The following is a 26,430-nucleotide window of genomic DNA, read 5'->3' on the forward strand; positions in this document are numbered from 1 at the left end:
CGCACTAGGTCGGCGTCACCAGCCGGGTCTCGTAGGCGAACACCGCCGCCTGCGTGCGGTCCCGCAGGCCCAGCTTCACCAGGATCCGGCTCACGTGCGTCTTGATCGTGGACTCCGCGACGATGAGCCGGTCCGCTATCTCCGCGTTGGACAGCCCCTGCGCGATCAGCACCAGCACCTCCGTCTCCCGCTCGGTCAGTTCCCCCACGCTCCCCGGGTCCCCGAGCCTCGGCGTCTCGGACAGCTTCGAGAACTCGGAGATCAGCCGCTTCGTCACCGAAGGGGCCAGCAGCGCCTCACCGGACGCCACCACCCGCACGCCCTCCGCCAGCTGGCGGGCCGACGCGTCCTTGAGCAGGAACCCGGACGCCCCGGCCCGCAGGGCCTGGTACACGTACTCGTCGAGGTCGAAGGTCGTCAGGACCAGCACCTTCGCGTCCGTGTCGGCCGCCACGATCTCCCGCGTCGCCTCCAGCCCGTTCATCTCCGGCATCCGGATGTCCATCAGCACCACGTCCGGCCTCAGGGCCGCGACCTGCGCGATGGCCTGGCGGCCGTCCACCGCCTCGCCCACCACCTCGATGCCGTCCATCGCGTTCAGGAGGACCGAGAAGCCCTCGCGGACCATCATCTGGTCGTCCACGATCAGCACCCTGATCGTCATTGCGCCGCCTCCACCGGCTCATCGCGGGACTCCGTCCGGCTGCGGACCGGTATGAACACCGCGACCTCATAGCCTCCCGCCGCCGTCTCCCCGGCCGTCATCTCACCCTCCAGCATGGCCACCCGCTCCCGCATCCCGGTGATCCCGTGCCCCGCGCCCGGCGAGGGCCGCACGTCCCCGGTCGGGGCGCCGTTGACCACCCGTATCCCCAGGCCGCCCAGCACGTACGACACCTCCACCCCGGCCGTCGCGCCCGGCGCATGGCGCAGGGTGTTGCTCAGGGCCTCCTGGATGATCCGGTACGCCGACAGCTCCACGCCCTGCGGCAGCTCCCGCACCGAGCCCGTCACCGTCTTGTCCACGCTCAGCCCGGCCTCCCGCACATTGGCCAGCAGCCCGTCCAGCGAGGCCAGCGTCGGCTGCGGGGCATCCGGCGCCTCGTAGTCCGCCGAGCGCACCACGCCCAGCACCCGCCGCAGCTCCGTCAGGGCCGCCACCGCGTTCTCCCGGATGGTGACGAACGCCGCCTCCAGCTCCGGCGGCGGGTTCTTCACCCGGTACGGGGCGGCCTCCGCCTGGATCGCCACCACCGACATGTGGTGCGCCACCACGTCGTGCAGCTCGCGGGCGATGGTCGTCCGCTCCTCCAGCAGCGTCCGCCGGTCCCGCTCGACCGCCGTCACCTCCTGCTGCGCGGAGACCTCCGCCTTCGCGTGCCGCCGGACCTGGATGCTGCTCGCGAGGGCCAGGGCGATCGCCGAGACCACGAGCATCGGGCCGAAGGTCGCGCCGTACCGGTTGCCGATCATGAACGTGAATACGAGGCCGAACGTCACCGTCAGCGTCCACATCCACGCCGCCACCCGAGGCCCGGTCCGCAGCGTCACCAGGACCATGACGGCGATGTACGCGACGAAGCTGCCCGGAGTCCACGGCCAGGTCAGCGACGGGCCGTCCAGCAGGCCCAGCACCATCGTCACCGCCACCGCGGCCCACCACGCGGCGATCGGCCGGACCAGGGTCATCAGGACCGGCACGGTCGCCAGCAGCGCCGCGAAGAGCCGGCCCGGATCACCGAGGAAGGAGGCCTGCGTGACGGCCGTCGTCGCGAAGGCGATGGCGGCCATCGCCCCCACCACCGCGTGCGGGGCCCACCCCGCACGCCGGCGTATCCCCCGGGGCAGGAGCCGCACCAGCGGTCCGTCCGTCCCCGCCCGCGGCAGTGGCCGGAAGGCGAAGGCATCGTCGATGAGGTCACGGCGCAGGGTCTTCAGCAACCCCGACGCCATTCTGAATTCCGGTGTCCGGGCTGTCCCCCCGGTGGTCGTCTCGCTCACATACAGAACCGTAGGTCCGCCGCCCCGTCGTCCGCGTCGCCGCTGATGGGGATTTCCCTGGATCCCCCTCAAGTACTACGAGGGCTGCTCAGTACCCCGCCGGACGGACCAGCCCCGTCTCGTACGCGAACACCGCCGCCTGCGTGCGGTCCCGCAGGCCCAGCTTCACCAGGATCCGGCCCACATGCGTCTTCACCGTCTGCTCGGCCACGATCAGATGCCCCGCGATCTCCGCGTTGGACAGGCCCTGGGCGATCAGCGACAGCACCTCCGTCTCCCGCTCGGTCAGCTCCCCGAGCCGCGCCTTCGACGGCCCCCGCGGCGCCCCCATCCGGGAGAACTCGGTGATCAGCCGCTTGGTGATGTTCGGCGACAGCAGCGCCTCCCCGGCCGCCACCACCCGCACCGCCTCCGCGAGCTGGTCGGCCGAGGCGTCCTTGAGCAGGAACCCGGACGCCCCGGCGCGCAGCGCCTCGTACACGTACTCGTCGAGGTCGAAGGTGGTCAGCACCAGCACCTTCACCGCGGCGGCCGGGTCGCCGGTGATGACGGAGGTGGCCTCGATGCCGCCCATCCCGGGCATGCGGATGTCCATCAGGACCACGTCCGGGCCGAGCTCGGCGACCTTCGCCACCGCGTCGGCGCCGTCCACGGCCTGGCCGATCACCTCGATGTCGGGCTGGGCGTTGAGGAGCACGGTGAAGCCCTGCCGGACCATCATCTGGTCGTCGGCGATCATCACCTTGATCGGGGTGCTCATACGTCCTTCTTCGGGTCGGGGGAGGAGCCTGGGGCGCCGTCCCGGGCATCCGTGCGGGGGTCCATGGGGAGCACGGCGGACACTTCGTACCCACCGTCGGGGCGCGGGCCGGCCGCCAGCTCGCCCCCCAGCATGCCCGCCCGCTCGCGCATCCCGAGCAGCCCGTGCCCCGCGCCGTGCGAGGGCGGGGCCGGCCGGGTCGGCGCGCTGTTGGCGACGCACAGGTGCAGGTCGCGCGGCCCGTAGGCGACGCCGACCTCCACCCGCGAACCGGGCGCGTGGCGCAGACAGTTGCTCAGCGCCTCCTGCACGATCCGGTACGCGGTGAGCTCGACGCCCGGGGTCAGCGGCCGCCGGACGCCGGCTATCTCGGTGGTGACCTCCAGCCCGGCGCCGCGCACGTTGTCGACGAGCCCGTCCAGCTCGGCGAGGGTGGGCTGCGGGTGGTGGGGGTTCGCGGGGTCGTCGGGGTGCTCGGAGCGCAGCACGCCCAGGACCCGGCGCAGTTCGGTCAGGGCCTCCAGAGCGTTCTCCCGGATGCCGGTCAGGTTCTCCTTGAGTTCCGCGGACGGGTTCTCCACCAGGTGTGGGGCGACCTGCGCCTGAATGGAGATCACCGACATGTGGTGGGCGACCACGTCGTGCAGTTCGCGGGCGATCCGGCTGCGCTCCTCCAGCAAGGTCCGACGGGCGCGCTCCTCCTCCGTGAGGGTCTCCTGCTCGACGAGTTTGCCGCGGGCCAGGCGGGTGGCCCGCAGGGCGTAGCCGAGGAGGCCCACGAACCCGAAGAGGATGGCCACGCCCGCGATGATCGTCTGGCTGTGCGGCGGTCTGAGGACGGCCTCGGCCAGCCCGGAGAGGGCGAGCGTGATGCCGATGACCCAGACGGTCACCCGGGGCGGCACCCGCAGGGCGACCATCAGGATCAGGGGCGCGAACGTGAACGGCCCGGCGGGCGTCCACGGCCAGGACTGTCCCTGGCCGACGTGGTCGTGGATGACCCAGGCGATCAGCGCGGCGGCCGCGAGCCCGAGCCACCAGGCGGCGATCGGCCGGAACATGCTGAGCAGGATCGTCGCGGACGTCAGCAGCGACAGCCCGAGCACGGCCGCGCCGGTGACCTTGTAGTGGTCGTTCAGCTGCATCCCCGTCAGGACCCCGCAGGGTATGGCCGCGTAGGTGAGGACCACATGCGGCAGCCAGGCCAGCCAGCGCGGCCGGGACATCTTCGGGAGGGGATCCCGCTTCAGCGTGAACAGCTCCCGGGCCAGGCCGCCCGGCAGGAAGGCGCGGTCTTCGGCGTCGGCGGCGGAGGAGGGCGGCTCGGTCGACTGGGTCACGCGGTCCAGGCTAAGGCGGGTCCTAGACATGGTTGATCTCCTTGGCGGGGCCCGTCCTGGGGCGGGGGACGGCGGCGGTACGGGTGGAGCGGGACGGCTTCGGACGCCGGGAGGCCTGTTCGTAGGTACGGAACGCGGCCCAGCAGACCCCCAGCGCGGCGGCGAACACCGGCAGCCACAGCAGCCGGGCCGCTATCCACCGCGGGGAGTCGGGGACGGTGTGCAGCCCGGGCAGGTCGAAGGGGGCCAGCAGTCCCAGCGCGGTGACGGCCATCAGGGCGGTCTGATGCCACAGGAAGATCGTCATCGCGGACAGGTTCACCAGGGCCACCTTCGCCCAGGCCGTCGGGCGGCGCATGGCCCGGGCCAGGGGCTCGCGCACCAGCAGGGCCAGCCCGCACTGGGCCAGGCCGAAGGCCACCGCGGCCAGCGTCGGCGGGTTCAGGTTCGATATCGCGGCCCCGGGGACACCCACCATCGACGCCGGGTACCCGCCCCACAGGACGAGGGCGGCGGTGGCGAGCACGCCCCCGCCGAGCAGCAGGGCGGCCGGGGTGCGCCGGGCGAACGCCCCACGGGACCAGGCAGCCCCCAGGGTGTAGGGGACGAGCCAGCCGGCGGCCACGTTGATCCAGCCCAGCCACCCGGGAGCGCCGCCGAAGCCGAACCGCCACACGTCCACGCCCGCCACCACCGCCAGCGGCGCCACCGGATGCAGCCGCGCCACCAGCGGGGTGGCGGCCGTCAGCGCCGCGAACACCAGCAGGAACCACAGCGGCGACAGGACCAGCGTGAGCAGCGTGTGGACGGTGCCCAGTTCCACCCCGCCGAGCAGCATCCCGCCCGCCGTGACCGACCACAGCCCGAGCACCGCCGCGACCGGACGGAACAGCCGGCTCAGCCGCTGCCCCACCCAGACGCGGTACGGGACCCCGCGCTCCCGCGCCGACGCGAGACCGCGCGCCCCCACGTGGCCCCCGACGAGGAAGAACACGGACAGGGTCTGGAACACCCAGGAGACCGGCGCCAGCGGGCTCATGTGCGCCAGCGGACTGGTGGTGCTCAGGCCGCCGTCGGCGGTGGTCAGCGCGGTGACCAGCCAGTGGCCCAGCACCACCCCGAGGATCGCGAGGGCGCGCAGCGCGTCCACCGAGCGGTCCCGGCCGGCCGGGGTACGGGCCTCCACCCGGTCCGCGAGGGCGGACCAGCGGGCACGGAGCTCAGCCATGGGAGACCTCCGGGGCGGCGGCGAGGACGATGCGGGCCAGCTGGTCGAGGGAGGTGGTGCCGGGCTTGAGGTAGTCGCTGTGCCCGGCGCCGCCGGCGGCGAACTCGCGGGCGCCGAAGGCGGGATCCACGGGGTCGGTTCCGAAGCCGACGCCGCCGACCCGGACGTGCGGCACGCCCCCGATCCAGTCGCCGCTGCCCCGCCCGGCCCATATCCGGGCGCCGGTCGGCAGCTCACCGGCGGTGTCGGCGCCGGTCCCCGGGCTGCCGAACAGGACGACGTCGGTGACCTTGGGCCCCGTCTCCGTCCGGGCGCAGACCACCGAACCGTAGGAGTGGCAGAGCAGCGAGAGCCGGGCCCCGGGCGGGGTGAGCTCTCCCAACCCGGTCAGGAAGGGCTCCAGTTCGGAGGCCGCCTCATCGGCGCGGCCGGCGGTCAGGACGGTCGGACTGACCGTGCCGGGGGTGTCGTATCCGAGCCAGGCGACCACGGCGGAGCGGGCGTGCTCGGCCTGGAGGCGCTGCTGCAGGGCGACGGCCCCGGCACGGAACCTTTGGTAGGTGTCCAGCGTGGTGTCCGACCCGGGCACCAGGACGGTGACCCGGTCGGCGGTCTCCAGATCGCCGAACACCTCGACGGCGCGGCCCTTGCCGCGGCCGTCGAAGGTGAGGAAACGCGGCGCCTGCGAAGCCCCGGGCGTGCCCTCGGCCATCGCCCGCAGCTTCGCGGCCCGGCCCGTACGCCCCGCGTCCTGCGCCATCCGGGCCGCCTCGCCGAGGTTGGCGAGGTTCTCGGCGTACCGGACTCGTGGTGCGGTGTGCGCGGGGAAGGACGCGGGGGCGGGCGACGGGGTGTTGGGGGCCGAGGCCGCGGCGGACAGGGGGAACACGACGGCCGCGGCGACGAGACCGGCCAGAAGGGTGCGGTGCAAGCGGGCGCGGGTCATGGTGTGTTGTTCCTCCGGTCCAAAGGGGCGCTCGGGCGCTCGGTTGCTCGGGCGCTCGGGTGCTCTGTGTCGAGCGTTCGTCTCTGGTACCGAAGTTAGGAATCCGGCCCCCTCGTCGGCGTCACGCTGCGGAGCCGCCTTTGGCCGTAGCTCTCAGGTATGACGGGGGCTACCTGAGAGTCAGGTCACTTATGGAGCGCGCTCGTTCGGCTAGGGTCCCGGGATGATCGACACCGACTGGCGCCACGACCGCATCGGCAGCGCGCACCGGGGCGAGAACCCCACCGTCATGCGCCGCCTCGACTCGGGATTCGCCGCGATCGGGGACCGGCAGTTCCTGCCGGGGTACTCGGTGCTGCTGACCGACGATCCCGCCGTCACCCGGCTCTCGGACCTGCCCCGGCCGCGCAGGCTCGCGTACCTCACCGACACGGAGCGGCTCGCCGAGGCCGTCGAGCGGGCCTGCCGGCGGCTCGACCCGGCCTTCCGCCGCGTGAACATCGAGATCCTGGGCAACACCGACCCGTACCTCCACGCGCACGTCTGGCCGCGCTACGACTGGGAGCCCGCCGACCTCGTCCGGCTGCCGGTGTGGCTGTACGAGGAGGTCGAGTGCTGGCGCGGAGAGCGGCACGCGCTGGGCCCCCGGCACGACGCGCTGCGCGCGGCCATCGGGGAGGAGCTGGACGGGCTCGGGGGCTAGTGCTGTGACCGGAAAGGTTCACCGGGTCGCGGCGCCCGGCACGGCACTAGGAAGCCGCCGTCGCGACGCGGATGCCGAAGGCGATCAGGACCACGCCCGTGAGGCGGTCGAGGGTTGCGCGAACGCGCGGGCGGGCGAAGAAGTGCCGGGCGCGCGAGAGGACGTACACGTACGAGCCTAGCCAGAGCACGGACAGCAGTACGTGGACCAGTACGAGGAGCGCCATGCCGGCGGCGGGGCGCAGGCCGGACGGGGCGAGGGTGGGCAGCAGGCCGGTGTAGAAGACGGCGATCTTGGGGTTGAGGGCGTTGGCGAGGAGGCCGGTGCGCCAGGCGCTTCTGGTGCCTTGGCCGCTGGGGAGGGGGCGTTCTCTGCCCGCGTGGCGCAGGGACTGGAGGCCCAGCCAGGCGAGGTAGGCGGCGCCCGCGAGTTTCACCGCGAGGTACACCCCGGCGGAGGCGGCGAGGAGGGCCGCGAGGCCGGCGACCGTGAGGGTGCCCCAGAGCAGCAGGCCGAGGGCGATTCCGCCGACCGTGCGCAGCCCGTCGGCGCGGCCGCGCGAGACGGCGCGCTTCGTCACGATGGCCATGTCCGGGCCGGGGACGAGGGTGAGGAGGGCCAGGACCCCGGTCGCGGTGATCAGTTGCGTGAGCACGCGGGTCAGTCTGCCAGGAGGGGTTCCACGTGGCCGGCGCGCCAGCGGGGCGCGGGGTCCTGGCCGGGGCTGGTCCAGTACTCCCTGGCGCCGACGATCTCTCCGTCGCGGACGGTCCAGAGGGAGACGGCGCGGTAGACGACGTGGTCCTGAGGTATCTCGACCTCGGTGACGACGAGGTTGCCGTCGGCGAGGATGCGGAGCAGGTCCACGGGGTGTTCGTCCGTGTAGGTGTAACAGTCGTCGCTGTTCACGGCGATGAAGTTGGCGCGGCCGACGATGCGTTCGCCGCTCACGGGCCATTCGATGACGGCGTCCTCGGCGATGAGCTTGCCGACGCCGTTCCAGTCACGTGCCGCGATGCGCTCCCAGAGTTGTGCCACTACGGTCAACGGCTCCATGTGCGGCAGTGTGCGGTGGGGGTGGCAGGGGCAACAAGCTTTGCCTGCAGGCTTATTGACTTCGACACAAAGGGGGTGGGGGGTGCCGGGGGGAGGGGGGTGCGGCGGGTGGGCTTGCCGGTCATGACGGCGTAGACGGTGCCGCAGGCGGCGATGGTGACGATGAGGGCCACGGCCAGGAGGAACACGGTCGTGGTGGTTGGGGGGCGGTTGCGGGGTGGCGGTTCCATGCGGGTGTCCCTCCCCCTGGGGCCGCCGGTGGGCCGCCGGCGGCCTTTGGTGGGGGAGACGGCGGGGGCGGGGGCGATGGTTGCCTGTGGCTCCGCCGGTTGGGCCGGATTGGCCGGATCCGCCCGCCCGGGGCGCTGCCCCGCCTCCGTGCCTCAAGCGCCGGCGGGGCTGGAGGACCCTGGGTCTCCGCCCCAGACCCCGCGCCTCAAACGCTGGCGGGGCTGGATTTGCCGACGGGGCTGGAGGGGGCGGCGGGGCTGGAGGGAGGGGTGGCGGAGCCCGGGAGGGGGCGGCAGGGCTGGAGTTGCCGGCGGGGGCCCGGGAGGGGCAGGGGGTGGCTGGTGCCGCGACCCGGTGAACCTTTCCGGTCACAGCACTAGGTGTCCTGTTGGGCGAGGGTGTCCAGGGCTGCCGACAGGCGGGCGAGGGTGGCGGCCGTTTCCGTGAAGGCGGGTTCGCCGAGGTGGGCTGCCAGGCGGGTGGCCAGGGTGGCGTGGCCCGGGTTGATGCGGGCGATCGCGGCGCGGCCCGCTTCCGTCGGGCGGAGGAGTTTGGCGCGGCGGTGGGCCGGGTTCGGGGCGTACTCGGCGAGGCCCTGGGCCGCCAGCAGGTCGGCGATGCGCTGGACGCTCTGCCGGGTGATGCCCATGGCCCGGGCGATGCCCGCCACCGGCAGCGGTTGCGTGAGGACCGCGCCCAGGACCTGCCAGCGGGCCGCCGTCAGGCCCGCCGGCTTGGCCAGTTCCTCGGAGACGGAGAGGAATTGGCCGTTCAGGTGGAAGACGGCGAGGGCTGTCCGGCTCAGCAGGTCCTGCTTTTCGCGCAGGGTGAGGGGCTCAGGCATCGCCGGATTCCGCCGCCGCCATCAGGACCGGGTACGCGTCGGCGTCCGAGTCGTGGAAGAGCCGGTACCAGGCGTCCAGTACGTCCGGCTTGTAGACGCCGAGGCGGGCGAAGACCTCCCGGGCGAAGGCGACCGGTTCCGTCGGGCCCGCCGTGATCAGGTCGCCGTCGGTGACCGCGTCGGCTTCGACGTAGCGCTCGGCGCCCCCGTAGCCGGGCTGCTCGGCGAGGTAGAAGGAGACCGCGCTGGTGTGCGCGCGTCCGTCCAGCAGGCCCTCGCGGGCCAGGCCGGCCGTGGCCCCGCAGATCGCGGCCACCGGCACCCCGGCCGCCAGGAACTCGCGGGCCTTCGCCGCGAACGGCGCCAGGTCGTCGCCGGTGTCCCACAGCGACGCGCCCGTCAGGATCAGCAGCGAGGAGTCCTCGGGACGCAGGTCGGCCAGGGCCTGGTCGGGCAGGACGCGGACGCCGCCCATGGTGGTGACCGGCTCTCCGGCGGCGAAGCCGACCGTACGGACCGTGTGGCCGCGCTGCGTGAGGTGCGCGGTGGTGTGGCCGGTCTCCCAGTCCGCGTAGGTGTCGTAGACCGCGAGGTGGACGGGCTTGGGGGTGGTGTCGTTGCTCATGGTGCTCGCCTCCGAGTGCGTTTTCGAGCGCGTTCGCGCGTACGTGGTCGGGCCGGGCTTATGACAGAAGGCTGTCATCTTGGGAGGGTGCTGTCAATGGTCGGCGGGCGGACAGAGTGCCGAGGGCGGTAGCCGACCCCCATACAGTCCGCCGATATCCCTCCCCACCTGCGCACTTCTAGCGTGACGACATGACCCCTCATGTCACCGGCGCGACCGTGAAGGCCGCCGACCGCGCTCACGTCTTCCACTCCTGGTCAGCCCAGGCCCTGATCGACCCGCTCGCCGTGGCCGGGGCCGAGGGCTCGTACTTCTGGGACTACGACGGGAACCGCTTCCTCGACTTCTCCTCCCAGTTGGTGAACACCAACATCGGGCACCAGCACCCCAAGGTCGTCGCCGCGATCCAGGAGCAGGCCGCCAAGCTCTGCACCCTGGCCCCCGGCTTCGCCGTGGAGGCGCGCTCCGAGGCGGCCCGTCTGATCGCCGAGCGGACCCCCGGCGACCTGGACAAGATCTTCTTCACCAACGGCGGCGCCGAGGCCGTGGAGAACGCCGTACGGATGGCCCGTCTGCACACGGGCCGCCAGAAGGTGCTGTCCACCTACCGCTCGTACCACGGCGCCACCGCCGCCGCGATCAACCTGACCGGCGACCCGCGCCGCTGGCCCTCGGACACCGCCGCCGCCGGTGTCGTGCACTTCTGGGGCCCGTTCCTGTACCGCTCGCCGTTCCACGCGACCACCGAGGCCGAGGAGTGCGCCCGCGCGCTCGCGCACCTCGCCGACACCATCGCGTTCGAGGGCCCGCAGACCATCGCCGCGATCATCCTGGAGAGCGTGCCGGGCACAGCCGGGATCATGACCCCGCCGGCCGGGTACCTGGCGGGCGTGCGCGAGCTGTGCGACCGCCACGGGATCGTCTTCGTCCTGGACGAGGTGATGGCCGGCTTCGGGCGGACCGGCAAGTGGTTCGCGGCCGAGCACTGGGATGTCACCCCCGACCTGATCACCTTCGCCAAGGGCGTGAACAGCGGGTACGTGCCGCTGGGCGGTGTCGCCATCTCCGCCGAGATCGCCGAGACCTTCGCCACCCGGCCCTACCCCGGCGGACTGACGTACTCCGGTCACCCCCTGGCCTGCGCCGCCGCCGTGGCGACGATCAACGTCATGGAGGAGGAGGGCGTCGTCGAGAACGCCGCCCACATCGGGGAGAACGTGATCGGCCCGGCGCTCGCCGAGATCGCCGAGCGGCACCCCTCGGTCGGCGAGGTGCGCGGTCTGGGCGTGTTCTGGGCGCTGGAACTCGTACGGGACAAGGAGACGCGCGAGCCGCTCGTCCCGTACAACGCGGCGGGCGCCGACAACGCGCCGATGGCCGAGTTCGCGGCGGCCTGCAAGAAGTCCGGGCTGTGGCCGTTCGTGAACATGAACCGGACCCACGTCGTCCCGCCGTGCACCGTCACGGAGGCGGAGGCGAAGGAGGGCCTGGCGCTCCTCGACGAGGCGCTGACGGTCGCGGACCGGCACGCGGTCGCGGGGTAGCGGCCGGATAACGGGCCGTTCATCCTCATAACGGTCGCGAATCGATCGGTTTCAGCCTCGCTGCCTGGCCTAAGGTGTCCGAAGTTCTACAGAGGAGACGGACCCCTATGCCAGGCAGCGGCGCTGTCACCCGCAACACACTTCGCCGGCAGATCGCGGACGCGCTGCGTGACGAGGTGCTCGCGGGACGCCTGCCGCCGGGGACCGAGTTCACGGTCAAGCAGATCGCGGAGCAGTACGAGGTCTCCGCGACCCCGGTGCGCGAGGCGCTCGTGGACCTCGCGGCGCAGGGGCTGCTGGAGTCCGTGCAGCACCGGGGGTTCCGGGTCCGGGTCTACTCCGTGGCCGATTTCGTCGGGATGATCGAGGCCCGGACGCTGATCGTGGACGGGATCTTCCGCCGGCTCGTCGAACGCGGGACCGCGCCGGGCGCGGCCGAGATGCTGGTGTCGGTACGGCGCCGGGCCGAGGAGGCGCGGCGGGCGGCGCAGAGCGGTTCGCTCGAAGTGCTGATCGGCTACGACCTGCGGTTCTGGCGGGAGCTGAGCGGGCTGGTCGGGAACGCGTACATCTCGGAGTTCCTGCACCGGATCCGGGTGCAGACCTGGGTCTTCGCCGTGCCGCACCTGCAGCGGCGGCCGGAGCTGATGCGGGAGGCCCTGTGGGACGGGCACCGCGAGCTGGTGGAGGCGGTGACGCGGGCGGACGCGGAGGAGGTACGGCGGCTGGTGCACGCGTACAACCAGCACGGGCTGGAGTGGGCGGCGGGGTTGTGAGGGCCGGGCCCGGTGGCGGGGCCTTTGGCGGGGGTCATGGCAGGGCTCGTGGCGGGGCTCATGGCGGGGCTCGTGGCGGGGCCGGTGGCGTGCGTCCGCCGCGTTGAGTTCTGCGCACCCCTTCGCGGAGGGTGTTCGGCGCACTACGCTGGCCCGATCGGCGGCAACGACTGATCGGAGGCCGCGTGGCCTGTGACCTGTGGCTGGTCCCCCTTGTCGACGTGCTGTGCCACAGCCCCGACAACCCCTTCGCGGAAGAGATCGCCTCGTACGACAAGGCGCTGGGTGAGGCGGGGCTCCCGTCGGTGCCCGTGTTCGCGTACATGCCGGGGCTGTCCGGGGACGTCGCCCCGGTGGCCGGATTCGACTACGACGCCCTGCACTTCCTGCGGCGGGCGTACCTGTTGCAGATCTGCGGGCTGCCGGTGACTCCGGTGGACGAGCTGGGCGGGGACTACGAGCAGCTGCTGGAGATGTTCGAGGCGACGGCGCAGCAGTCGCACCTGGTGTGGCACTACGACCATGCCGGGGCGTACGTGCCGGTGGACTTCGCGGCGCCGCTGGCCAATGAGGAGCTGTTGGCGGGGGGCGGGCCGCTGGGGTCGGCGCAGGGGTTGCTGCGGGAGCTGGGGTTCGTCGCGCCGGCGATCGGGATCGACCCGTTGAATCCGCCGGCGGCGCCGGCGCCGCCGGGGAGGCCGACGTCGTTGGAGGAGCCGGCAGGGCCGATTCCGTATGACGACAGTCCGTTCGCGCGGGAGCGGCATGTGTGGCTGGGGTTGCATGCGGCGGCGACGCGGAGTCTTGGGCAGGGGTCGATGATCATCTTCAGCTGACGCCGGTTCCGTCCCGGGGGTGCGGCGGCGCCGGTCCAGGGTTACGGGGCTCCAGCGGTCCCGGTCCCGGTCCCGGGGTGGCCCCCGCTGCGCGGTGCCGTCTCCCCGCCCCGCCCTTTCTCCGTTTCCCGGGGCGAGCCCCGGCCCCCGTGCCCGTCTGCGGAGCCATTGCCGGGGGGTCGGCCCCCGGACCTCCGCGCCTCAATCGCCGGCGGGGCTGGGGTGGGGCGAGCCCAGGCCCCCGTGCCGGTCTGCGGCGCCGTTGCCGGGGTGTCGGCCCCCCGGACCTCCGTGCCTCAATCGCCGGCGGGGCTGGATGGGGCGAGCCCAGGCCCCCGTGCCCCGCGCCTCAAACGCCGGCGGGGCTGGGTGGGCCGGCCCCGGGACCCGGTGGCAGGGGGTGGGTGCCCGGCCCCGGTGGGGGTGGTCAGCGGGGTTGTTCCGGGGGGCGTTGGCGGGGCATGTTCGGGCGGGTGCCCGGGGGGAGGGGGAAGCGGGTCGGGGGGGTGGTGGCGTCCGGGCGGGTCGCGGAGGCCGTCAGGGACTGCATCAGGAGCGGGGCGGGGCCCGGGGAGAACTCGACCATCCATTCCGCCGTCTCGGAGCGCACCAGCTCCGAGACGTCCTCCGAGAAGCGCCGCAGCACCGTGAGGCAGCGTTCCGCCGCCTCGCTCGCCGTGCCCTCCGTCGGGCCCAGGATCTCCCGTACGTTCTCCGAGGCCCAGTCGAACTGGAGCGTCTGCAGACGGCGCTGGACCGCCTGCGCCGTGGCGACGTCCCGCATCCAGCCCGCCGTCAGGCCGAAGAAGCGGTCGCAGGCCAGGCAGGCCGCGGCGAGGAGGAGGGACAGGTAGCCGTAGGACGCCGCGCCGGGGGCGGAACCGGTCAGTTCCAGCAGTGGCATCGCGGCGCCCACGACGGCGCCCCCCGCCGCCCCCGCCCGCAGGATCCGCGCGCCGCGGCGCTTCCACGCCCGATCCGACAGATACCACTCCGCCGTGCGCAGCGCATCGGCCTCTACTCGCCGGTAGAGCTCGTCGAGCCGCTCCGCGGGCTCGCCCCAGTCTCCCAGGGGGAACGGCCCGCCGGTCAGATCGCCCGCCGCCATCGGCCCGCTGCCCTCCTCCCGGGGATCCCGGGGTGGCCCCTCGGGCTGCATCTCCGGCTGGCTCACCCGGCACTCCCTCTGCCTGCGCTGACGTGTGGTGGTGCGCGTGTGCGCAATGGTGCGCATGCTCTTCCTACCTTCGAATGACGGGCCATGGGCGACGAATCCCCGGTTTTCCGCTCGCAAGGAGGTCTCCAGCAGGTACGCGTACGCCCCGACCTTCACTCGAAAGAGTTGGTCCTCACGGCGTAGGGCGCGCCGCCCGGGGAGCACGTAGGCTCAGATTGACCAAGCGTTGCGAGGTCGCGACGTCCCGACGGTATTGGAGTGAGTACCTGTGATTCCCGGTGGTGGCCAGCCCAACATGCAGCAGCTGCTCCAGCAGGCCCAGAAGATGCAGCAGGACCTCGCGGCGGCCCAGGAGGCCCTGGCGCTGGCCCTGGTCGAGGGCCAGTCGGGCGGCGGCCTCGTCAAGGCGACGGTCACCGGTTCCGGCGAGCTGCGGGCCCTGGTGATCGACCCGAAGGCCGTGGACCCCGAGGACACCGAGACGCTGGCCGACCTGGTGGTCGCGGCGGTGCAGGCCGCCAACGAGAATGCCCAGGCGTTGCAGCAGGAGAAGCTGGGTCCCCTGGCCTCCGGGCTGGGCGGCGCCGGCGGTAGCGGTATCCCCGGTCTTCCGTTCTAGTCAGTCGTCAGCCAGCCCCCCAGCCCCCTAGCGAAAGAAGGCAGTCCGTGTACGAAGGCGTGGTCCAGGACCTGATCGACGAGCTGGGCAGGCTGCCCGGCGTCGGGCCCAAGAGCGCGCAGCGGATCGCCTTCCACATCCTGCAGGCCGAGCCCACCGACGTCCGCCGCCTCGCGCACGCGCTGCTTGAGGTGAAGGACAAGGTCCGGTTCTGCGCGGTGTGCGGGAACGTGGCGCAGGAGGAGCGGTGCAACATCTGCCGCGATCCGCGCCGCGACACCACGGTCATCTGTGTCGTGGAGGAGCCGAAGGACGTAGTCGCGATCGAGCGGACCCGCGAGTTCCGGGGCAGGTACCACGTCCTCGGCGGTGCGATCAGCCCGATCGAGGGCGTCGGGCCGGACGACCTGCGCATCCGCGAGCTGCTGGCGCGCCTCGCGGACGGGGTGGTGACCGAGCTGATCCTGGCCACCGACCCGAACCTGGAGGGCGAGGCGACCGCCACGTACCTCGCCCGCATGATCAAGCCCATGGGCCTGAAGGTCACCCGCCTGGCCAGCGGGCTCCCCGTCGGGGGAGATCTGGAGTACGCGGACGAGGTCACGCTCGGGCGGGCCTTTGAAGGAAGGCGACTTCTCGATGTCTGACGCAACGCTGCACGCCCTGGGCCAGGATCCGGACGACTTCGCCGTCCAGATCGCGGACCAGATCGAGTCCTTCATCGTCGCGGTCACCGAGGTGGCCAAGGGCGAGGACCCGGACAGCGCGGTGCCCTTCCTCCTCCTGGAGGTGTCGCAGCTGCTGCTGGCGGGCGGCCGGCTGGGCGCGTACCAGGACGTCGTGCCGGACGAGCGCTACGAGCCCGACCTCGGCCCGGAGCCGGACGTCGACGAGCTGCGCGAGCGGTTCGCGTACATGCTGGAGCCGGTCGACGTGTACTCCGAGGTCTTCGACCCGTACGAGCCGCGCAAGACGCCCGTCGCGCACCGGATCTCCGACGACATCGCGGACGTGGTGACCGATCTGCGGCACGGGCTGGCGCACTACCGGGCCGGGCGGACGACCGAGGCGCTGTGGTGGTGGCAGTTCTCGTACTTCTCCAATTGGGGTTCGACGGCCTCGGCCACCCTGCGCGCCCTGCAGTCGCTGGTGGCGCACGTGCGCCTGGACCAGCCGCTGGAGGCCCTGGACGGGCTGGACACGGACGAGGACCTGGCCGAGGAGGAGCTCGCCGAGCAGGCCGGGCGGGTGATGGCCGAGGAGATCGGTGCCCGGCTGGGTCTGCCCGGGAAGTAGGGAACCCGGATTCTGATCTTTTCGTCTCATGATGTGGTACGTGGCGGTCGGATCCCGGTCGCTCGTTACACTGCACCAGCAATGAGACGGACTGAGCGAGGAGCGCACGTGGGCCTTGTCGTGCAGAAGTACGGAGGCTCCTCCGTAGCCGATGCCGAAGGCATCAAGCGCGTCGCCAAGCGGATCGTGGATGCCAAGAAGAACGGCCACCAGGTGGTCGTCGTGGTTTCCGCGATGGGCGACACGACGGACGAGCTGATCGATCTCGCCGAGCAGGTATCCCCGATGCCTGCCGGGCGCGAATTCGACATGCTGCTGACCGCCGGAGAGCGGATCTCCATGGCCCTGCTGGCCATGGCGATCAAAAACCTGGGCCACGAGGCCCAGTCGTTCACCGGTAGCCAGGCAGGCGTCATCACCGACTCGGTCCACAACAAAGCGCGCATCATCGATGTCACGCCGGGCCGTATCCGGACTGCGCTGGACGAGGGCAACATCGCCATCGTCGCCGGCTTCCAGGGCGTGTCGGCGGACAGCAAGGACATCACCACCCTCGGCCGGGGCGGCTCGGACACCACCGCCGTCGCGCTCGCCGCGGCGCTGGACGCCGAGGTCTGTGAGATCTACACCGACGTCGACGGCGTCTTCACCGCGGACCCCCGCGTCGTGAAGAAGGCCAAGAAGATCGACTGGATCTCCTCCGAGGACATGCTGGAGCTCGCGGCCTCCGGCTCCAAGGTGCTGCTGCACCGCTGCGTCGAGTACGCCCGCCGCTACAACATCCCGATCCACGTGCGGTCGTCCTTCTCCGGACTGCCGGGCACCTGGGTCAGCAACGAGAATCCGCAAGGGGACGCGCAGGTGGAGCACGCCATCATCTCCGGAGTCGCTCACGACGTCTCCGAAGCCAAGATCACGGTCGTCGGCGTTCCGGACAAGCCGGGCGAGGCCGCGGCGATCTTCCGCGCCATCGCGGACGCCGAGATCAACATCGACATGATCGTGCAGAACGTGTCGGCCGCCTCCACGGGTCTGACCGACATCTCCTTCACCCTCCCCAAGACCGAGGGCCACAAGGCCATCGAGGCCCTGGAGAAGGCGAAGGGCAAGATCGGCTTCGACTCGCTGCGCTACGACGACCAGATCGGCAAGATCTCCCTGGTCGGTGCGGGCATGAAGACGAACCCGGGCGTCACCGCCTCGTTCTTCCAGGCGCTGTCCGACGCGGGCGTCAACATCGAGCTGATCTCGACCTCCGAGATCCGCATCTCGGTCGTGACCCGCCAGGACGACGTCAACGAGGCCGTCCGCGCCGTGCACACGGCCTTCGGCCTCGACTCCGACAGCGACGAGGCCGTCGTCTACGGAGGCACCGGACGATGACGGCCGACCGGTCCTCCGGCCCGGCGCTCGCCGTGGTCGGGGCGACCGGGGCAGTCGGTTCCGTACTGCTCCAGATCCTGTCCCAGCGGGCGGACGTCTGGGGCGACATACGCCTGATCGCCTCCGCGCGCTCGGCCGGCCGGATGCTGGCCGTGCGCGGGGAGGAGGCCGAGGTGCTCGCCCTCACCGAGGACGCCTTCGACGGCCTCGGGGCGGGCGACGTGGTGCTGTTCCTGACCCCGGCCGAGGTCTCGGCCCAGTGGGCCCCCGTCGTCACCGCGCGCGGGGCGGTGGTCGTCGACCAGTCGGCCGCCTTCCGCCAGGACCCCGAGGTGCCGCTGGTGGTGCCCGAGGTGAACGGGCACGCCGTACGGCTGCGGCCGCGCGGGATCGTCGCCGGACCCGACTGCGTGACGGCCGCGATGATCGCGGCCGTGGGCGCGCTGCACGCCGAGTACGGGCTGGCCGACCTGGCCGTCTCCTCGTACCAGGCCGCGAGCGCGGCGGGGCGGGCCGGCGCGGAGGCGCTGCGCCGTCAGGTGTCGCTGGTCGCGGGGACCGACCTCGGGGAGAAGCCCGGGGACGTGCGCCGCGCCGTGGGCGAGGACACCGGGCCTTTCGCGGGCCCGCTCGCCCTCAACGTGGTGCCGTGGTCCGGGGAGCTGCGAGAGGGCGGCTGGTCCTCTCACGAGCTGGCCGTACGGGCGGAGACCCGGCGGATCCTGGAGCTGCCGGACCTGCCGGTGGCGGTGACCTGCGTACAAGTACCGGTCCTGGCCGGGCATTCGCTCACCGTCCGGGCGCGGTTCGAGACCCGGGTGGACGCCGCCCGCGCGCGCGAGGTCCTTGAGGCGGCGCCCGGGGTGGTGCTCGTCGACGATCCGGCGGCCGGGGAGTTCCCGACTCCGGCGGACGCGGCCGGGACGGACCCGGCCTGGGTGGGCCGGCTGCGGTCCTCGCTCGATGACGACCATGCGCTGGAGTTCTTCGTCTGCGCGGACAATCTGCGCAAAGGCGCGGCCCTGAATGCCACTCAGATCTCGGAACTGATCGCGGGTGAATCTGCGTAATTCACTTTGTAGGATCGATGCCGATCCCTTGATCAAGGTGATGGCCCGACTGCCGTCTCAAAAGACGGGGCAATCGGGAAGAGCGGGTACGCATGAGGGCAATGGGGATATTGCTGAACGATCTGCCTCGCGCGTACAACCCTGACGGGGGGACGCGTGTCCAACTGGCGTGGCAGAAGCATTGCTCGACTTCGCCGTCGTACCGGCGCGCACCGGAATCGTTCCGTCGCGCCGGCGCTCCCGGCTCCCCGGCGAGATCACGGTGATCGTGCCCGTCCCGCCCGCCGGAGCGGCTCCCGTCACGCCGCTGCCCGCGGCACCGGACCGGGGCGGCCGCGTGCCCGCACCCCGCGATAGCGCGGAGGGCGCCGAGAAGGCCGTGGTGGCCGGCACCACCGTCGACCACCTCACCGAGACCTACCAGGCGCACTACCGCTCCCTCCTCGGCCTCGCCGCGCTGCTCCTCGACGACACCGCCTCCTGCGAGGACGTCGTCCAGGAGGCCTTCATCCGCGTCCACTCGGCCCGCAACCGGGTCCGGGACCGCGACAAGACGCTGGCGTACCTCCGCCAGACCGTCGTCAACCTCTCGCGCTCCGCGCTGCGCCGCCGCATCCTCGGCCTCAAGCTGCTGTCGAAGCCGATGCCGGACATGGCCAGCGCCGAGGAGGGCGCGTACGACCAGCTGGAGCGGGACGACCTGATCAAGGCGATGCGGGGACTCCAGCGGCGCCAGCGTGAGGTACTGGTGCTGCGGTACTTCGCGGACATGACGGAGTCCCAGGTCGCGGAGACGCTCGGCATATCGCTCGGCTCGGTGAAGGCGTACGGATCGCGGGGCATTGCCGCGCTGCGGGTGGCGATGGAGGCTGCGCAGTCATGATGGACGACCACAAGAACGCCCCGGCCGGGAGCACCGAGAGCGGCGCGGCGGGCGAGAGCGGCGAAGAGCAGGCGCTGCGCGTCCTGCTGAGCGGCGCCGTCCAGGACCTGCGGCCCTCCGACGGGGCGTTGGACCGGCTGCGGCACGCGGTCCCCGCGCGCCGGGCGCGCACGCGCAGGCGGCAGGTGCTGGTCGGCGCCGCCGCGGCCGCGGTGCTGGCCGGTACGGCGATCCCCGCCGCGATGCGTCTGACGGGTGCCCAGGGCGCCGACGCCGGGCACTCGGCCATCGCCGGGCACGGCCAGCAGCAGGGCGGCAAGCTGGGCGCCGCCTCCGACCCGCACCAGAACGGCTCGGGCGCTCTCGCGCCGAAGTCCCCGAAGGCGCCCGGCAAGAGCGGCGAGGACGCGGGCGGCACGGGCGCTCAGCCCGACCCGCAGGCGGGCTCCTCCTCGGGCGGTACGGGGGTGGAGCCGGCGAGCCCCGGCGCCGCGACCGGCAGGAACCCGCTGCCTCCGGCCGCCCCGCCGGGGGTGCCCGGGTGCGCCGCCGGGCAGCTCGGCGTGCAGGCCAGTGCGCGTTCCCCGCAGGTCGACGGCAAGGTGTTCGGCAGTTTCAAGGTCACCAACGTCTCGGACAAGGGCTGCTCGATCACCGGCCCGGACACCGTGACGGCGGCCGCGGCGCCCGGTACCGCGACCGGCCCGGCTCCCTCGGTGAGCGTGGTGGGCCACCGGCAGGGGGACCCGGCGAGCGGGCTGCTGACCGATCCGTCGGCGGAGGCACCGGTCTTGGCGCTCCAGCCGAACGCGGCGTACGAGGTCCAGTTCGCCTTCGTCCCCTCGGGCGAGTCCTGTTCGGCGACCAGCCCGGAGCCGGGGGGCGGCAAGCCGCCGGCGAAGCCGTCGGCGGAGGCGGGCGCCGCGGCGGCGAGCGGCGCCGGGACGGCGAGCGGTACCGACTCGGCCGCCGACCCGCACACCGGCGGCGGCGGAGCGCCTTCCCCGGAGCCGAAGGGTGTGGAGGTTTCGCACACGCCGGTGCCGGGTGCGCCGACCACGCAGACCACCATCCCCGGCGCCTGCGGCGGCACGGTCTACCGGACGGGCGCGATCCCGCTCGACGTGCCGAAGCCCTAAGGGTTCGCGGGCTCGGGCGCGGCGACGGCCGTAGCGGGCGCCGGTTCCTCCGGCAGCAGTCCCGCCTCGGCGTCGCGCAGGGTCTCCGCCTCGCGCCGGTACAGCCGGAACCACATGAACAGCACGAACGCGGCGAAGACGAACCATTCGCCGGTGTAGCCCAGGTTCTGGAAGGCCTTCAGGTCCAGCCCGGTGTTGGCCGGCGCCTGCGCGGGCACCGGAGTCAGCCCGTCCGCCGGGCTCTGCACCGTCAGCCAGGCGTCGTACAGGTCGTACGGGACGATGTTGACCAGCGAGGCCGCGCCGATCACGCCGAGCTGACCGGCCGGCAGACCACCGACCGCGTGCACGCCCTTGCTGCCGGAGGTCTCCGAGGCCTGGAGCGCGCCCGTCACCTCCACCCGCCCGGTCGGTGCGGCCGGCGCCCTGGCCGCGTCCGGCGCGCCCGGCAGCCAGCCCCGGACCACCGGGACGGCCTTGCCGGAGTCGGTCTTCAGCAGGGTCAGGACGTAGAAACCGGACTTCCCGTCGAGCGTCCGCTCCGGGACCAGCAGTTGCTCGCCGTACTCCCCGCTCGTGGAGGCGAGCCGGCCGGAGGTGTTCTTGTCCACCGGGAGCAGCGAGTCCAGCGGTGCGGCCGTCCGGCCCGCGGGCCGCTCGGCGGTCGCCTCGCGGTGGCTGTCGACGCGGTCCTCGAACCGGCCGAGCTGCCAGGACCCCATGAACAGGCAGAAGGGGACGCCGAGCGCGACGAAGACGTTGATCCCCCACCAGCGCGGGGTCAGGAGAAACCGGTGCACCCCACCACCGTACGGGGGGTGCACAGGATCACGGCTGCCGGGGTTCGGCGGGAGCCGCCCGGAGCCTGCCGCGAGGGTCTACTTCGGCAGGTGCTTCAGCGCGAACTCCAGCTCCATCCGGACCTGCTTGATCCGCTCCTCCACGACGAGCGAGCCGTGCCCGGCGTCGTAGCGGTACACCTCGTGCACGGCGCCGCGCGCCGCCAGCCGGTCGACGTAGTTCTCGATCTGCCGGATCGGGCAGCGCGGGTCGTTGACGCCGGCCGCGATGTGCACCGGGGCCGTCACCGCGTCCACGTACGTCAGCGGGGAGGACACCTCGAAGCGCTCCGGGACCTCCTGCGGCGTGCCGCCGAAGAGGGTGCGGTCCAGGGCCTTCAGGGCCTCCATCTCGTCGTGGTACGCCGTGACGTAGTCCGCCACCGGTACGGCGGCCAGCCCGACCGCCCAGGCGCCCGGCTCCAGGCCGATGCCGAGCAGGGTCAGGTATCCGCCCCAGGAGCCGCCCGACAGCACCAGCCGCGCCGGGTCCGCGAGGCCGGAGGCCACCGCCCATTCCCGGACGGCGCCGATGTCCTCCAGCTCGATCAGGCCGACCCGGTGCTTGAGGGCGTCCGTCCACTCGCGCCCGTAGCCCGTGGAGCCGCGGTAGTTGACGCGGACGACGGCGAAGCCGTGGTCCAGCCAGGCCGCCGGGGTCGCCGCGAAGGCGTCGCTGTCGTGCCAGGTGGGCCCGCCGTGGATCTCGAAGATCGTCGGGAAGGGGCCGTCGCCGTGGCCCACCGGCCGCTGCGCGAGGGCGTGGATGCGCCCGCCCGGGCCGTCCACCCACACGTCCTCCACCGGCACCGAGGCCGGCGGCCTGAAGCCCGGGGGATCGAGGACGACGCCGCCCGCGGTGGACCGTACGGCGGCGGGCTCGGCGGCGGAGGACCACTGGTACTCCACCGTCCCGTCGGGCCGCGCGGTGGCGCCCGAGACCGTCCCCGGCGGGGTGTCCACGCGGAGGAGTTCCCGCGCGGTCAGGTCGTAGCGCCACAGCTCGCTGCGCGCCTCGAAGCTGTGCGCGATGAGCAGCGCCGAGCCGTCCGGGTACCACTCGGCGCTGACGTCGCCCGGCAGGTCGATCGCCAGGTCCTCCTCGGTGCCGGAGGTGACGTCCCACACCATCGGCTCCCAGCGGCCGCGCCGCTGGTGGCCGATCAGCAGCCGGGTGTCGCCGGCGACCGGGGCGAAGCCGAGCACTTCCAGGCCGAGCTCCCGCGTGCCGCCCCGGGAGTCGTCGAGCTCCGCGACGGTGGTGCCGTCGAGGGTGACCACGCGCAGGGACGAGTGCATGGCGTCGCCGTGCTCGGTGTGCTCGATGGCGATCAGGGTCCCGTCGCGGGAGAGGTCCCCGACGCCGGCCGACTCGCGGTGGCGGTAGATCACCACGGGCTCGGCGCCGCCCGGCCGCACCACGTGGATGGTCGAGCCGTCCTCGTCGGTGGAGCGGCCGACGACCGCCGTGCCGTCCCGGCCGATGGCGAGCCCGGCGGGGTACGACGGCTCCAGGCCCGGGGTGGCCGGCTCGTCGGGGCCGCCTGCGAAGGGCTGGCGCACCCAGGTGCCGAACTCGTCGCCGTCGGTGTCGGAGAACCACCAGATCCACTCGCCGTCGGGCGAGAGGGTGCCGTCGGTGGTGCCGTTGGGGCGGTCGGTGGCCTGCCGCTGCGCGCCGGTCTCGCGGTCCCAGGCGTAGAGCTCGAAGGTGCCGGTCGCGTTGGAGACGAAGAGCGCCCGGTCCGGGGCGTCCTCGGCCCAGTCGGGCAGTCCGACGCGCGGCGCACGGAACCGCTTCTCCCAGTCGGGCCAGTCGGGGGTCACATCGCTGTCGCTGGTCATGCCCTCATTCTTGCCGCACGGAGACCATCGGTGCGGACTGGGCCGGACGGGCGCCCGCGCGGGGGGCGGGACCCAGCCATTTCTTGAGGGCCTTGGCGACGGGGCGTTCGATGTAGCGCTGGACGAGCCAGGACGCCCCGAGGAAGAGCGTGACGAGGAGCGTGATCAGCACCCAGGGCGGCATCGCGTCGTGGAACGCCCGGATGAGCTCCCAGCCGAGTATCTCGTGGAGCAGGTACAGCGGGAAGGTGAGCGCGCCCGCGGTGGCGAGCCAGCGCCGGTTCAGCGACTTCAGGCCGCCCAGGGCCACGGTGAGCACGAGCAGGAAGAACACCGTGATGATCGCCAGTGACACCCGCCACAGCAGCGTGTGGCCGGTGGAGTGCACGCCCCCCCGCATGATGATGCTCAGCTGGTCCTTGGCCACCAGCCAGGACGCGGCGAGTAGGACCCACAGCACCGGATTCGGGCGGAACCGGTGCATCAGGTACATCACGATGCCCGCGATGAAGTACGGGGCGGCGTCCGGGACCGTCCACAGCCGCAGCCACGCGATGCCGGAGTAGGGGACCCACATCGCCAGCGCCAGCCAGACGGCGCAGAACGCGACGACGCGGCGGTAGGTGAGGCCGAAGGCGGCGACGATCGCGAAGAGCAGGTAGAACCGCATCTCCGTCCACAGGGTCCAGTAGACCGGGTCGATGTCGCGGATGCCCATGAGCTCCTGGAACATCGTCAGGTTCGCCAGGAACTTGCCCAGGTCGATCCCGCTGTCCTCGCCGTACGTGAGGACCAGGACGCCGGAGGTGAGCAGGACGGCGAACCAGTAGGCGGGGTAGAGGCGGCTCACGCGGGAGACCGCGAACTGCCGCAGGGACCGCCCCCAGCTCGACATGCATATGACGAATCCGCTGATCAGGAAGAACAACTGGACCCCGAGCCAGCCATAGGCGGCGGCGTAGTGCGCGACGGGGAAGAGCTCGGGGGTCGGAGCCCCCCAGATCGGTGAGGACCAGTTGTTGAAACCTATGTAGTGGAACGCGACGACCATGAGCGCCGCGACCAGCCGCAGTCCGTCAAGGGTGTACAGGCGCCCCCCGTGGGCCGGGACCGGTGGGGCCTCGCGGGGGGTGTCCTTGGCAGGCGCGTCCTTGGTAGGGCTGGGGTGGGGGGATCCCGACATCAGTGACCATTCTGGGGTATCCGCACCGTTGTGAGGGTCGCGTCGGGCGCCAGGCGCGCGAGGACGGGGCGGTCGGCGGAGTCGGAGGCGAGGGAGACCTGACCGACTGTGGCGCCCTTGATACTGCTCCAGCGGGGGGTTTCGCTGGTTTCGAGGGTGGCCAGGCTGGTTCCACCCTCGTTGTTGCGGGCTGCGAGGAGCACACCCTCGCGAACGGGGTGAAGCGCGAGCGGCCCGTAGCCGCGGCCCGCGAGGTCGAGTTTATGGTCCGTCCAGTCGCCCCCGTCAACCCGGCGTCCGTACGCCTGCGGCCGGGCGGTCTTCTGCTGGCGGAAAACCAGGAGCAACGAGCCGTCGGGGCGGGCCAGTACGGTGGGCGGGTCCGCGGGGGCGGGCAGGCCGGTGCGGACCGGGGCGAGCTCCTGCTCGGGCCGGTCGTGCGTCCAGTGGTGGACGGTGTCGTGCCCGGCGGCCAGGAGGTGGACCCGGCCCTGGGTGTCGGTGGTGGCCGTCAGGCCTTCCTGGACGTCGGCGCCGCCCAGGTCGCGCCAGCCGCTCCAGGCGCCGTCGCCGACGCGGCTGCGGGTGGAGACGCCCTTGGACCAGTTGCGGGCGAAGAGGTGGACGGTGCCGTTGCCGGCGATCGCCACCACGGGGGCGCCGACACGACGGCCGTGCTCCGGGTCCTTCTCGGGGTTGCCGAGCGAGCTCCAGGCGCCGAAGGGGCCGCCGCTCTTCTGCTGCTCGGCCATCACGAGCTCGCGCAGGTTCTCGCGGGCGCCGGGGCCGAGGCCGGCGACGCGCTGGGAGTACAGCTGCCAGCGGCCGTCCTTGGTGAGGACCGCGGCGAGCCCGGGCAGCAGTCCGTCGCCGCCGAGCATCGTCGGCTTGCCCCACTTGCCGCTGCCGGGCGCGGACTCCTGCCACATGGCCGCCTGGCCGCCGAGGACGCCGAACGCGGTGAGCCGGCCGTCGGGGGCCTGCTGGATGCGGGGTGCGGCGGTGGACTGGCGCTGCGAGGTGCGCTGGAGCCAGCCGGTGCCCTTGGACCGGTTGCGGGCCACGTCGTAGTCGCCGCAGCCCGCGACGAACTGGCAGGAGTCGGGGGAGCCGCCGTAGGCGTTGAGGGCCTCGGCCTTGTTGTTCACGATCTGGGGCGGCAGATTGTCCGGCCAGCGCTCGTTGTAGTACCCGCGGTAGCTCATGACGGCGTACGAACGGCCGTCGCCGGGTCCCTTGTAGCGCTCCAGGGCGGCGTACGTGAAGAGGGCCGTGGCCGTGTGGTCCGGGTGGTCGGAGTAGCCGGGCTGGTCGTGGTGCGGCCGGTGCTTCGAGTCGTGGGCCTGCATGTCGGGGTCTGGGTCCAGGGTGCGCACGAGCGTGGGCTTGTACTCGTCCAGCAGGGCGGCCAGGTTGGCGATGAGGCCCTCGCGGGTCACCTCGTGCGTGGCGGTGACGGGCGAGCCGGTCGCGATGAGGGTGCTCGTCGAGGCCTCGGGGTCCGCCCACATGCGCGGGAGGGCGTTGGAGACGCCCCGTACGCGGGGGCCGTGCTGCCCGACGCCGAGGAAGACCAGCCGCACGCCCGGGTGGTCGACGAGGACGTCGACCTCGATCTGGGTGCCGTCGGGGAGGGTCTGGACCTTCACCTCCCACGGCGCGTGGGCGTTCTTCGTCGCCATCAGCGCGTAGGCCTGGCGCAGACCCTGCCGACGGGAGCCCGCGTAGCCCGGGATGTCGGGCTTGGGAGGCGTCTTGCTGCCCGGGATCTTGTTGACGCCGCCGCTCTCGCCGGAGGTGACGTAGACGCTGACGACGAGGTCGTTGTCCTGGATCGACTGCCGGACCTCGGGGTTGATGAAGTACAGGTCGTCGTCCGGGTGCGCAACGATCTGCATGACGCGGGCACCGCTCGTGCCGTCCTGGGCCCGCGTCACCGCTTCCCGCCCGGTGGCGGTGACCTTCGGTGAGGGTTCGTGGGTGGCCTTGGTACGGGGCTTCGCATCGGAGGTGCACCCGGCCGTGGCGGCGGCGGAGGCGGCAACGATGAGACCAGCGATGACAGCGCGTCGGGTGGGGCGCGGTGGTGTCACGAAAACCCTCTTG

The 26,430-nt window shown here is 72.5% G+C and carries 26 protein-coding genes; 11 read left to right on the top strand and 15 right to left on the bottom strand.

Features of this window, described 5'->3' with window-relative positions:
- Positions 1-4: 4 nt before the first annotated feature.
- The 6 genes from OG982_RS15810 to OG982_RS15835 all read right to left on the bottom strand — a co-directional run bounded on the left by OG982_RS15810 (position 5) and on the right by OG982_RS15835 (position 6,275).
- Positions 5-664, bottom strand: a complete 660-nt coding sequence (locus tag OG982_RS15810) for a response regulator transcription factor (protein WP_266786350.1) — start codon at positions 662-664, stop codon at positions 5-7.
- Positions 661-1,953: a sensor histidine kinase gene (locus OG982_RS15815; RefSeq protein WP_266786348.1), complete on the bottom strand. Its 1,293-nt coding sequence runs from the start codon at positions 1,951-1,953 to the stop codon at positions 661-663. Before OG982_RS15815 ends, OG982_RS15810 begins: the two co-directional genes overlap by 4 nt.
- 136 nt (positions 1,954-2,089) lie before the next feature.
- On the bottom strand, positions 2,090-2,761 hold the full coding sequence (locus tag OG982_RS15820) for a response regulator transcription factor (protein WP_266786346.1): 672 nt from the start codon (positions 2,759-2,761) through the stop codon (positions 2,090-2,092).
- On the bottom strand, positions 2,758-4,101 hold the full coding sequence (locus OG982_RS15825; RefSeq protein WP_266786344.1) for a sensor histidine kinase: 1,344 nt from the start codon (positions 4,099-4,101) through the stop codon (positions 2,758-2,760). Before OG982_RS15825 ends, OG982_RS15820 begins: the two co-directional genes overlap by 4 nt.
- 22 nt (positions 4,102-4,123) lie before the next feature.
- Complete coding sequence (locus tag OG982_RS15830; RefSeq protein ID WP_266786342.1) at positions 4,124-5,329, bottom strand: acyltransferase; 1,206 nt, start codon at positions 5,327-5,329, stop codon at positions 4,124-4,126.
- Positions 5,322-6,275, bottom strand: a complete 954-nt coding sequence (locus OG982_RS15835; RefSeq protein WP_266948756.1) for an alpha/beta hydrolase — start codon at positions 6,273-6,275, stop codon at positions 5,322-5,324. Before OG982_RS15835 ends, OG982_RS15830 begins: the two co-directional genes overlap by 8 nt.
- 223 nt (positions 6,276-6,498) lie before the next feature.
- Here OG982_RS15835 and OG982_RS15840 point away from each other — a divergent pair, with 223 nt between their 5' ends.
- Positions 6,499-6,978, top strand: coding sequence for an HIT family protein (locus tag OG982_RS15840; protein WP_266786338.1), 480 nt, complete (start codon positions 6,499-6,501; stop codon positions 6,976-6,978).
- Between the two features lie 46 nt (positions 6,979-7,024).
- Here OG982_RS15840 and OG982_RS15845 read toward each other — a convergent pair whose 3' ends face one another.
- The 4 genes from OG982_RS15845 to OG982_RS15860 form a co-directional block, all read right to left on the bottom strand.
- Positions 7,025-7,633, bottom strand: a complete 609-nt coding sequence (locus OG982_RS15845) for a LysE family translocator (protein WP_266948757.1) — start codon at positions 7,631-7,633, stop codon at positions 7,025-7,027.
- A 5-nt stretch (positions 7,634-7,638) separates the two neighbouring features.
- A complete protein-coding gene (locus tag OG982_RS15850; protein WP_266786334.1) occupies positions 7,639-8,034 on the bottom strand; it encodes a nuclear transport factor 2 family protein in 396 nt (131 codons plus the stop codon).
- Positions 8,035-8,641: 607 nt separating this feature from the next.
- A complete protein-coding gene (locus tag OG982_RS15855) occupies positions 8,642-9,109 on the bottom strand; it encodes a MarR family winged helix-turn-helix transcriptional regulator (RefSeq protein ID WP_266786332.1) in 468 nt (155 codons plus the stop codon).
- Complete coding sequence (locus OG982_RS15860) at positions 9,102-9,734, bottom strand: DJ-1/PfpI family protein (RefSeq protein ID WP_266786330.1); 633 nt, start codon at positions 9,732-9,734, stop codon at positions 9,102-9,104. Before OG982_RS15860 ends, OG982_RS15855 begins: the two co-directional genes overlap by 8 nt.
- Positions 9,735-9,925: 191 nt before the next feature.
- On the opposite strand from OG982_RS15860, the gene OG982_RS15865 reads away from it, so the two are divergent.
- The 3 genes from OG982_RS15865 to OG982_RS15875 all read left to right on the top strand — a co-directional run bounded on the left by OG982_RS15865 (position 9,926) and on the right by OG982_RS15875 (position 12,890).
- Positions 9,926-11,278 carry an aspartate aminotransferase family protein gene (locus OG982_RS15865; RefSeq protein ID WP_266786328.1) on the top strand — a complete coding sequence of 451 codons (1,353 nt, stop codon included), beginning with the start codon at positions 9,926-9,928 and terminating at the stop codon, positions 11,276-11,278.
- A 107-nt stretch (positions 11,279-11,385) separates the two neighbouring features.
- On the top strand, positions 11,386-12,054 hold the full coding sequence (locus tag OG982_RS15870) for a GntR family transcriptional regulator (RefSeq protein ID WP_266786326.1): 669 nt from the start codon (positions 11,386-11,388) through the stop codon (positions 12,052-12,054).
- 185 nt (positions 12,055-12,239) lie between these two features.
- A complete protein-coding gene (locus tag OG982_RS15875) occupies positions 12,240-12,890 on the top strand; it encodes a hypothetical protein (protein ID WP_266786324.1) in 651 nt (216 codons plus the stop codon).
- Positions 12,891-13,317: 427 nt separating this feature from the next.
- Here OG982_RS15875 and OG982_RS15880 read toward each other — a convergent pair whose 3' ends face one another.
- Complete coding sequence (locus tag OG982_RS15880) at positions 13,318-14,064, bottom strand: SLATT domain-containing protein (RefSeq protein ID WP_266786322.1); 747 nt, start codon at positions 14,062-14,064, stop codon at positions 13,318-13,320.
- A gap of 271 nt (positions 14,065-14,335) precedes the next feature.
- Here OG982_RS15880 and OG982_RS15885 point away from each other — a divergent pair, with 271 nt between their 5' ends.
- The 7 genes from OG982_RS15885 (at position 14,336) to OG982_RS15915 (ending at position 20,457) form a co-directional block, all read left to right on the top strand.
- A complete protein-coding gene (locus OG982_RS15885) occupies positions 14,336-14,686 on the top strand; it encodes a YbaB/EbfC family nucleoid-associated protein (protein WP_266786320.1) in 351 nt (116 codons plus the stop codon).
- 47 nt (positions 14,687-14,733) lie between these two features.
- Positions 14,734-15,333, top strand: a complete 600-nt coding sequence (recR, locus tag OG982_RS15890) for a recombination mediator RecR (RefSeq protein WP_266786318.1) — start codon at positions 14,734-14,736, stop codon at positions 15,331-15,333.
- Positions 15,326-15,982, top strand: coding sequence for a DUF5063 domain-containing protein (locus OG982_RS15895; RefSeq protein WP_266786316.1), 657 nt, complete (start codon positions 15,326-15,328; stop codon positions 15,980-15,982). The genes recR and OG982_RS15895 overlap by 8 nt, the downstream gene beginning before the upstream one ends.
- Before the next feature lie 108 nt (positions 15,983-16,090).
- A complete protein-coding gene (locus tag OG982_RS15900; protein ID WP_266786314.1) occupies positions 16,091-17,365 on the top strand; it encodes an aspartate kinase in 1,275 nt (424 codons plus the stop codon).
- Positions 17,362-18,435 carry an aspartate-semialdehyde dehydrogenase gene (locus tag OG982_RS15905; protein WP_266786312.1) on the top strand — a complete coding sequence of 358 codons (1,074 nt, stop codon included), beginning with the start codon at positions 17,362-17,364 and terminating at the stop codon, positions 18,433-18,435. Before OG982_RS15900 ends, OG982_RS15905 begins: the two co-directional genes overlap by 4 nt.
- A 169-nt stretch (positions 18,436-18,604) precedes the next feature.
- Positions 18,605-19,318: a SigE family RNA polymerase sigma factor gene (locus OG982_RS15910; protein WP_266786310.1), complete on the top strand. Its 714-nt coding sequence runs from the start codon at positions 18,605-18,607 to the stop codon at positions 19,316-19,318.
- Complete coding sequence (locus OG982_RS15915; protein WP_266786308.1) at positions 19,315-20,457, top strand: hypothetical protein; 1,143 nt, start codon at positions 19,315-19,317, stop codon at positions 20,455-20,457. The genes OG982_RS15910 and OG982_RS15915 overlap by 4 nt, the downstream gene beginning before the upstream one ends.
- Here the strand turns inward: OG982_RS15915 and OG982_RS15920 are convergent.
- The 4 genes from OG982_RS15920 to OG982_RS15935 all read right to left on the bottom strand — a co-directional run bounded on the left by OG982_RS15920 (position 20,454) and on the right by OG982_RS15935 (position 26,417).
- On the bottom strand, positions 20,454-21,257 hold the full coding sequence (locus OG982_RS15920) for an SURF1 family protein (RefSeq protein WP_266786306.1): 804 nt from the start codon (positions 21,255-21,257) through the stop codon (positions 20,454-20,456). The two genes, OG982_RS15915 and OG982_RS15920, sit on opposite strands and share 4 nt — an antisense overlap.
- A 78-nt stretch (positions 21,258-21,335) precedes the next feature.
- Entirely contained in the window at positions 21,336-23,141 is a 1,806-nt protein-coding gene (locus OG982_RS15925; RefSeq protein WP_266786304.1) for a prolyl oligopeptidase family serine peptidase, read from the bottom strand.
- Positions 23,142-23,145: 4 nt separating this feature from the next.
- On the bottom strand, positions 23,146-24,324 hold the full coding sequence (locus tag OG982_RS15930) for an acyltransferase (protein WP_266786302.1): 1,179 nt from the start codon (positions 24,322-24,324) through the stop codon (positions 23,146-23,148).
- Positions 24,324-26,417 carry a PIG-L family deacetylase gene (locus tag OG982_RS15935; protein WP_266786300.1) on the bottom strand — a complete coding sequence of 698 codons (2,094 nt, stop codon included), beginning with the start codon at positions 26,415-26,417 and terminating at the stop codon, positions 24,324-24,326. Before OG982_RS15935 ends, OG982_RS15930 begins: the two co-directional genes overlap by 1 nt.
- Positions 26,418-26,430: the final 13 nt, after the last annotated feature.

It is taken from the genome of Streptomyces sp. NBC_01551, from assembly GCF_026339935.1.
In the GTDB taxonomy this organism is placed as follows: domain Bacteria; phylum Actinomycetota; class Actinomycetes; order Streptomycetales; family Streptomycetaceae; genus Streptomyces.

What these genes read in the sequence shown, in the direction of transcription:
- OG982_RS15810 (WP_266786350.1), bottom strand. Translation starts at nt 664, where the DNA reads ATGACGATCAGGGTGCTGATCGTGGACGACCAGATGATGGTCCGCGAG.
- OG982_RS15930 (WP_266786302.1), bottom strand. Translation starts at nt 24,324, where the DNA reads ATGTCGGGATCCCCCCACCCCAGCCCTACCAAGGACGCGCCTGCCAAG.
- OG982_RS15820 (WP_266786346.1), bottom strand. Translation starts at nt 2,761, where the DNA reads ATGAGCACCCCGATCAAGGTGATGATCGCCGACGACCAGATGATGGTC.
- OG982_RS15860 (WP_266786330.1), bottom strand. Translation starts at nt 9,734, where the DNA reads ATGAGCAACGACACCACCCCCAAGCCCGTCCACCTCGCGGTCTACGAC.
- OG982_RS15865 (WP_266786328.1), top strand. Translation starts at nt 9,926, where the DNA reads ATGACCCCTCATGTCACCGGCGCGACCGTGAAGGCCGCCGACCGCGCT.
- OG982_RS15830 (WP_266786342.1), bottom strand. Translation starts at nt 5,329, where the DNA reads ATGGCTGAGCTCCGTGCCCGCTGGTCCGCCCTCGCGGACCGGGTGGAG.
- OG982_RS15870 (WP_266786326.1), top strand. Translation starts at nt 11,386, where the DNA reads ATGCCAGGCAGCGGCGCTGTCACCCGCAACACACTTCGCCGGCAGATC.
- OG982_RS15850 (WP_266786334.1), bottom strand. Translation starts at nt 8,034, where the DNA reads ATGGAGCCGTTGACCGTAGTGGCACAACTCTGGGAGCGCATCGCGGCA.
- OG982_RS15835 (WP_266948756.1), bottom strand. Translation starts at nt 6,275, where the DNA reads ATGACCCGCGCCCGCTTGCACCGCACCCTTCTGGCCGGTCTCGTCGCC.
- OG982_RS15895 (WP_266786316.1), top strand. Translation starts at nt 15,326, where the DNA reads ATGTCTGACGCAACGCTGCACGCCCTGGGCCAGGATCCGGACGACTTC.
- OG982_RS15815 (WP_266786348.1), bottom strand. Translation starts at nt 1,953, where the DNA reads ATGGCGTCGGGGTTGCTGAAGACCCTGCGCCGTGACCTCATCGACGAT.
- OG982_RS15925 (WP_266786304.1), bottom strand. Translation starts at nt 23,141, where the DNA reads ATGACCAGCGACAGCGATGTGACCCCCGACTGGCCCGACTGGGAGAAG.
- OG982_RS15855 (WP_266786332.1), bottom strand. Translation starts at nt 9,109, where the DNA reads ATGCCTGAGCCCCTCACCCTGCGCGAAAAGCAGGACCTGCTGAGCCGG.
- OG982_RS15840 (WP_266786338.1), top strand. Translation starts at nt 6,499, where the DNA reads ATGATCGACACCGACTGGCGCCACGACCGCATCGGCAGCGCGCACCGG.
- OG982_RS15905 (WP_266786312.1), top strand. Translation starts at nt 17,362, where the DNA reads ATGACGGCCGACCGGTCCTCCGGCCCGGCGCTCGCCGTGGTCGGGGCG.
- OG982_RS15915 (WP_266786308.1), top strand. Translation starts at nt 19,315, where the DNA reads ATGATGGACGACCACAAGAACGCCCCGGCCGGGAGCACCGAGAGCGGC.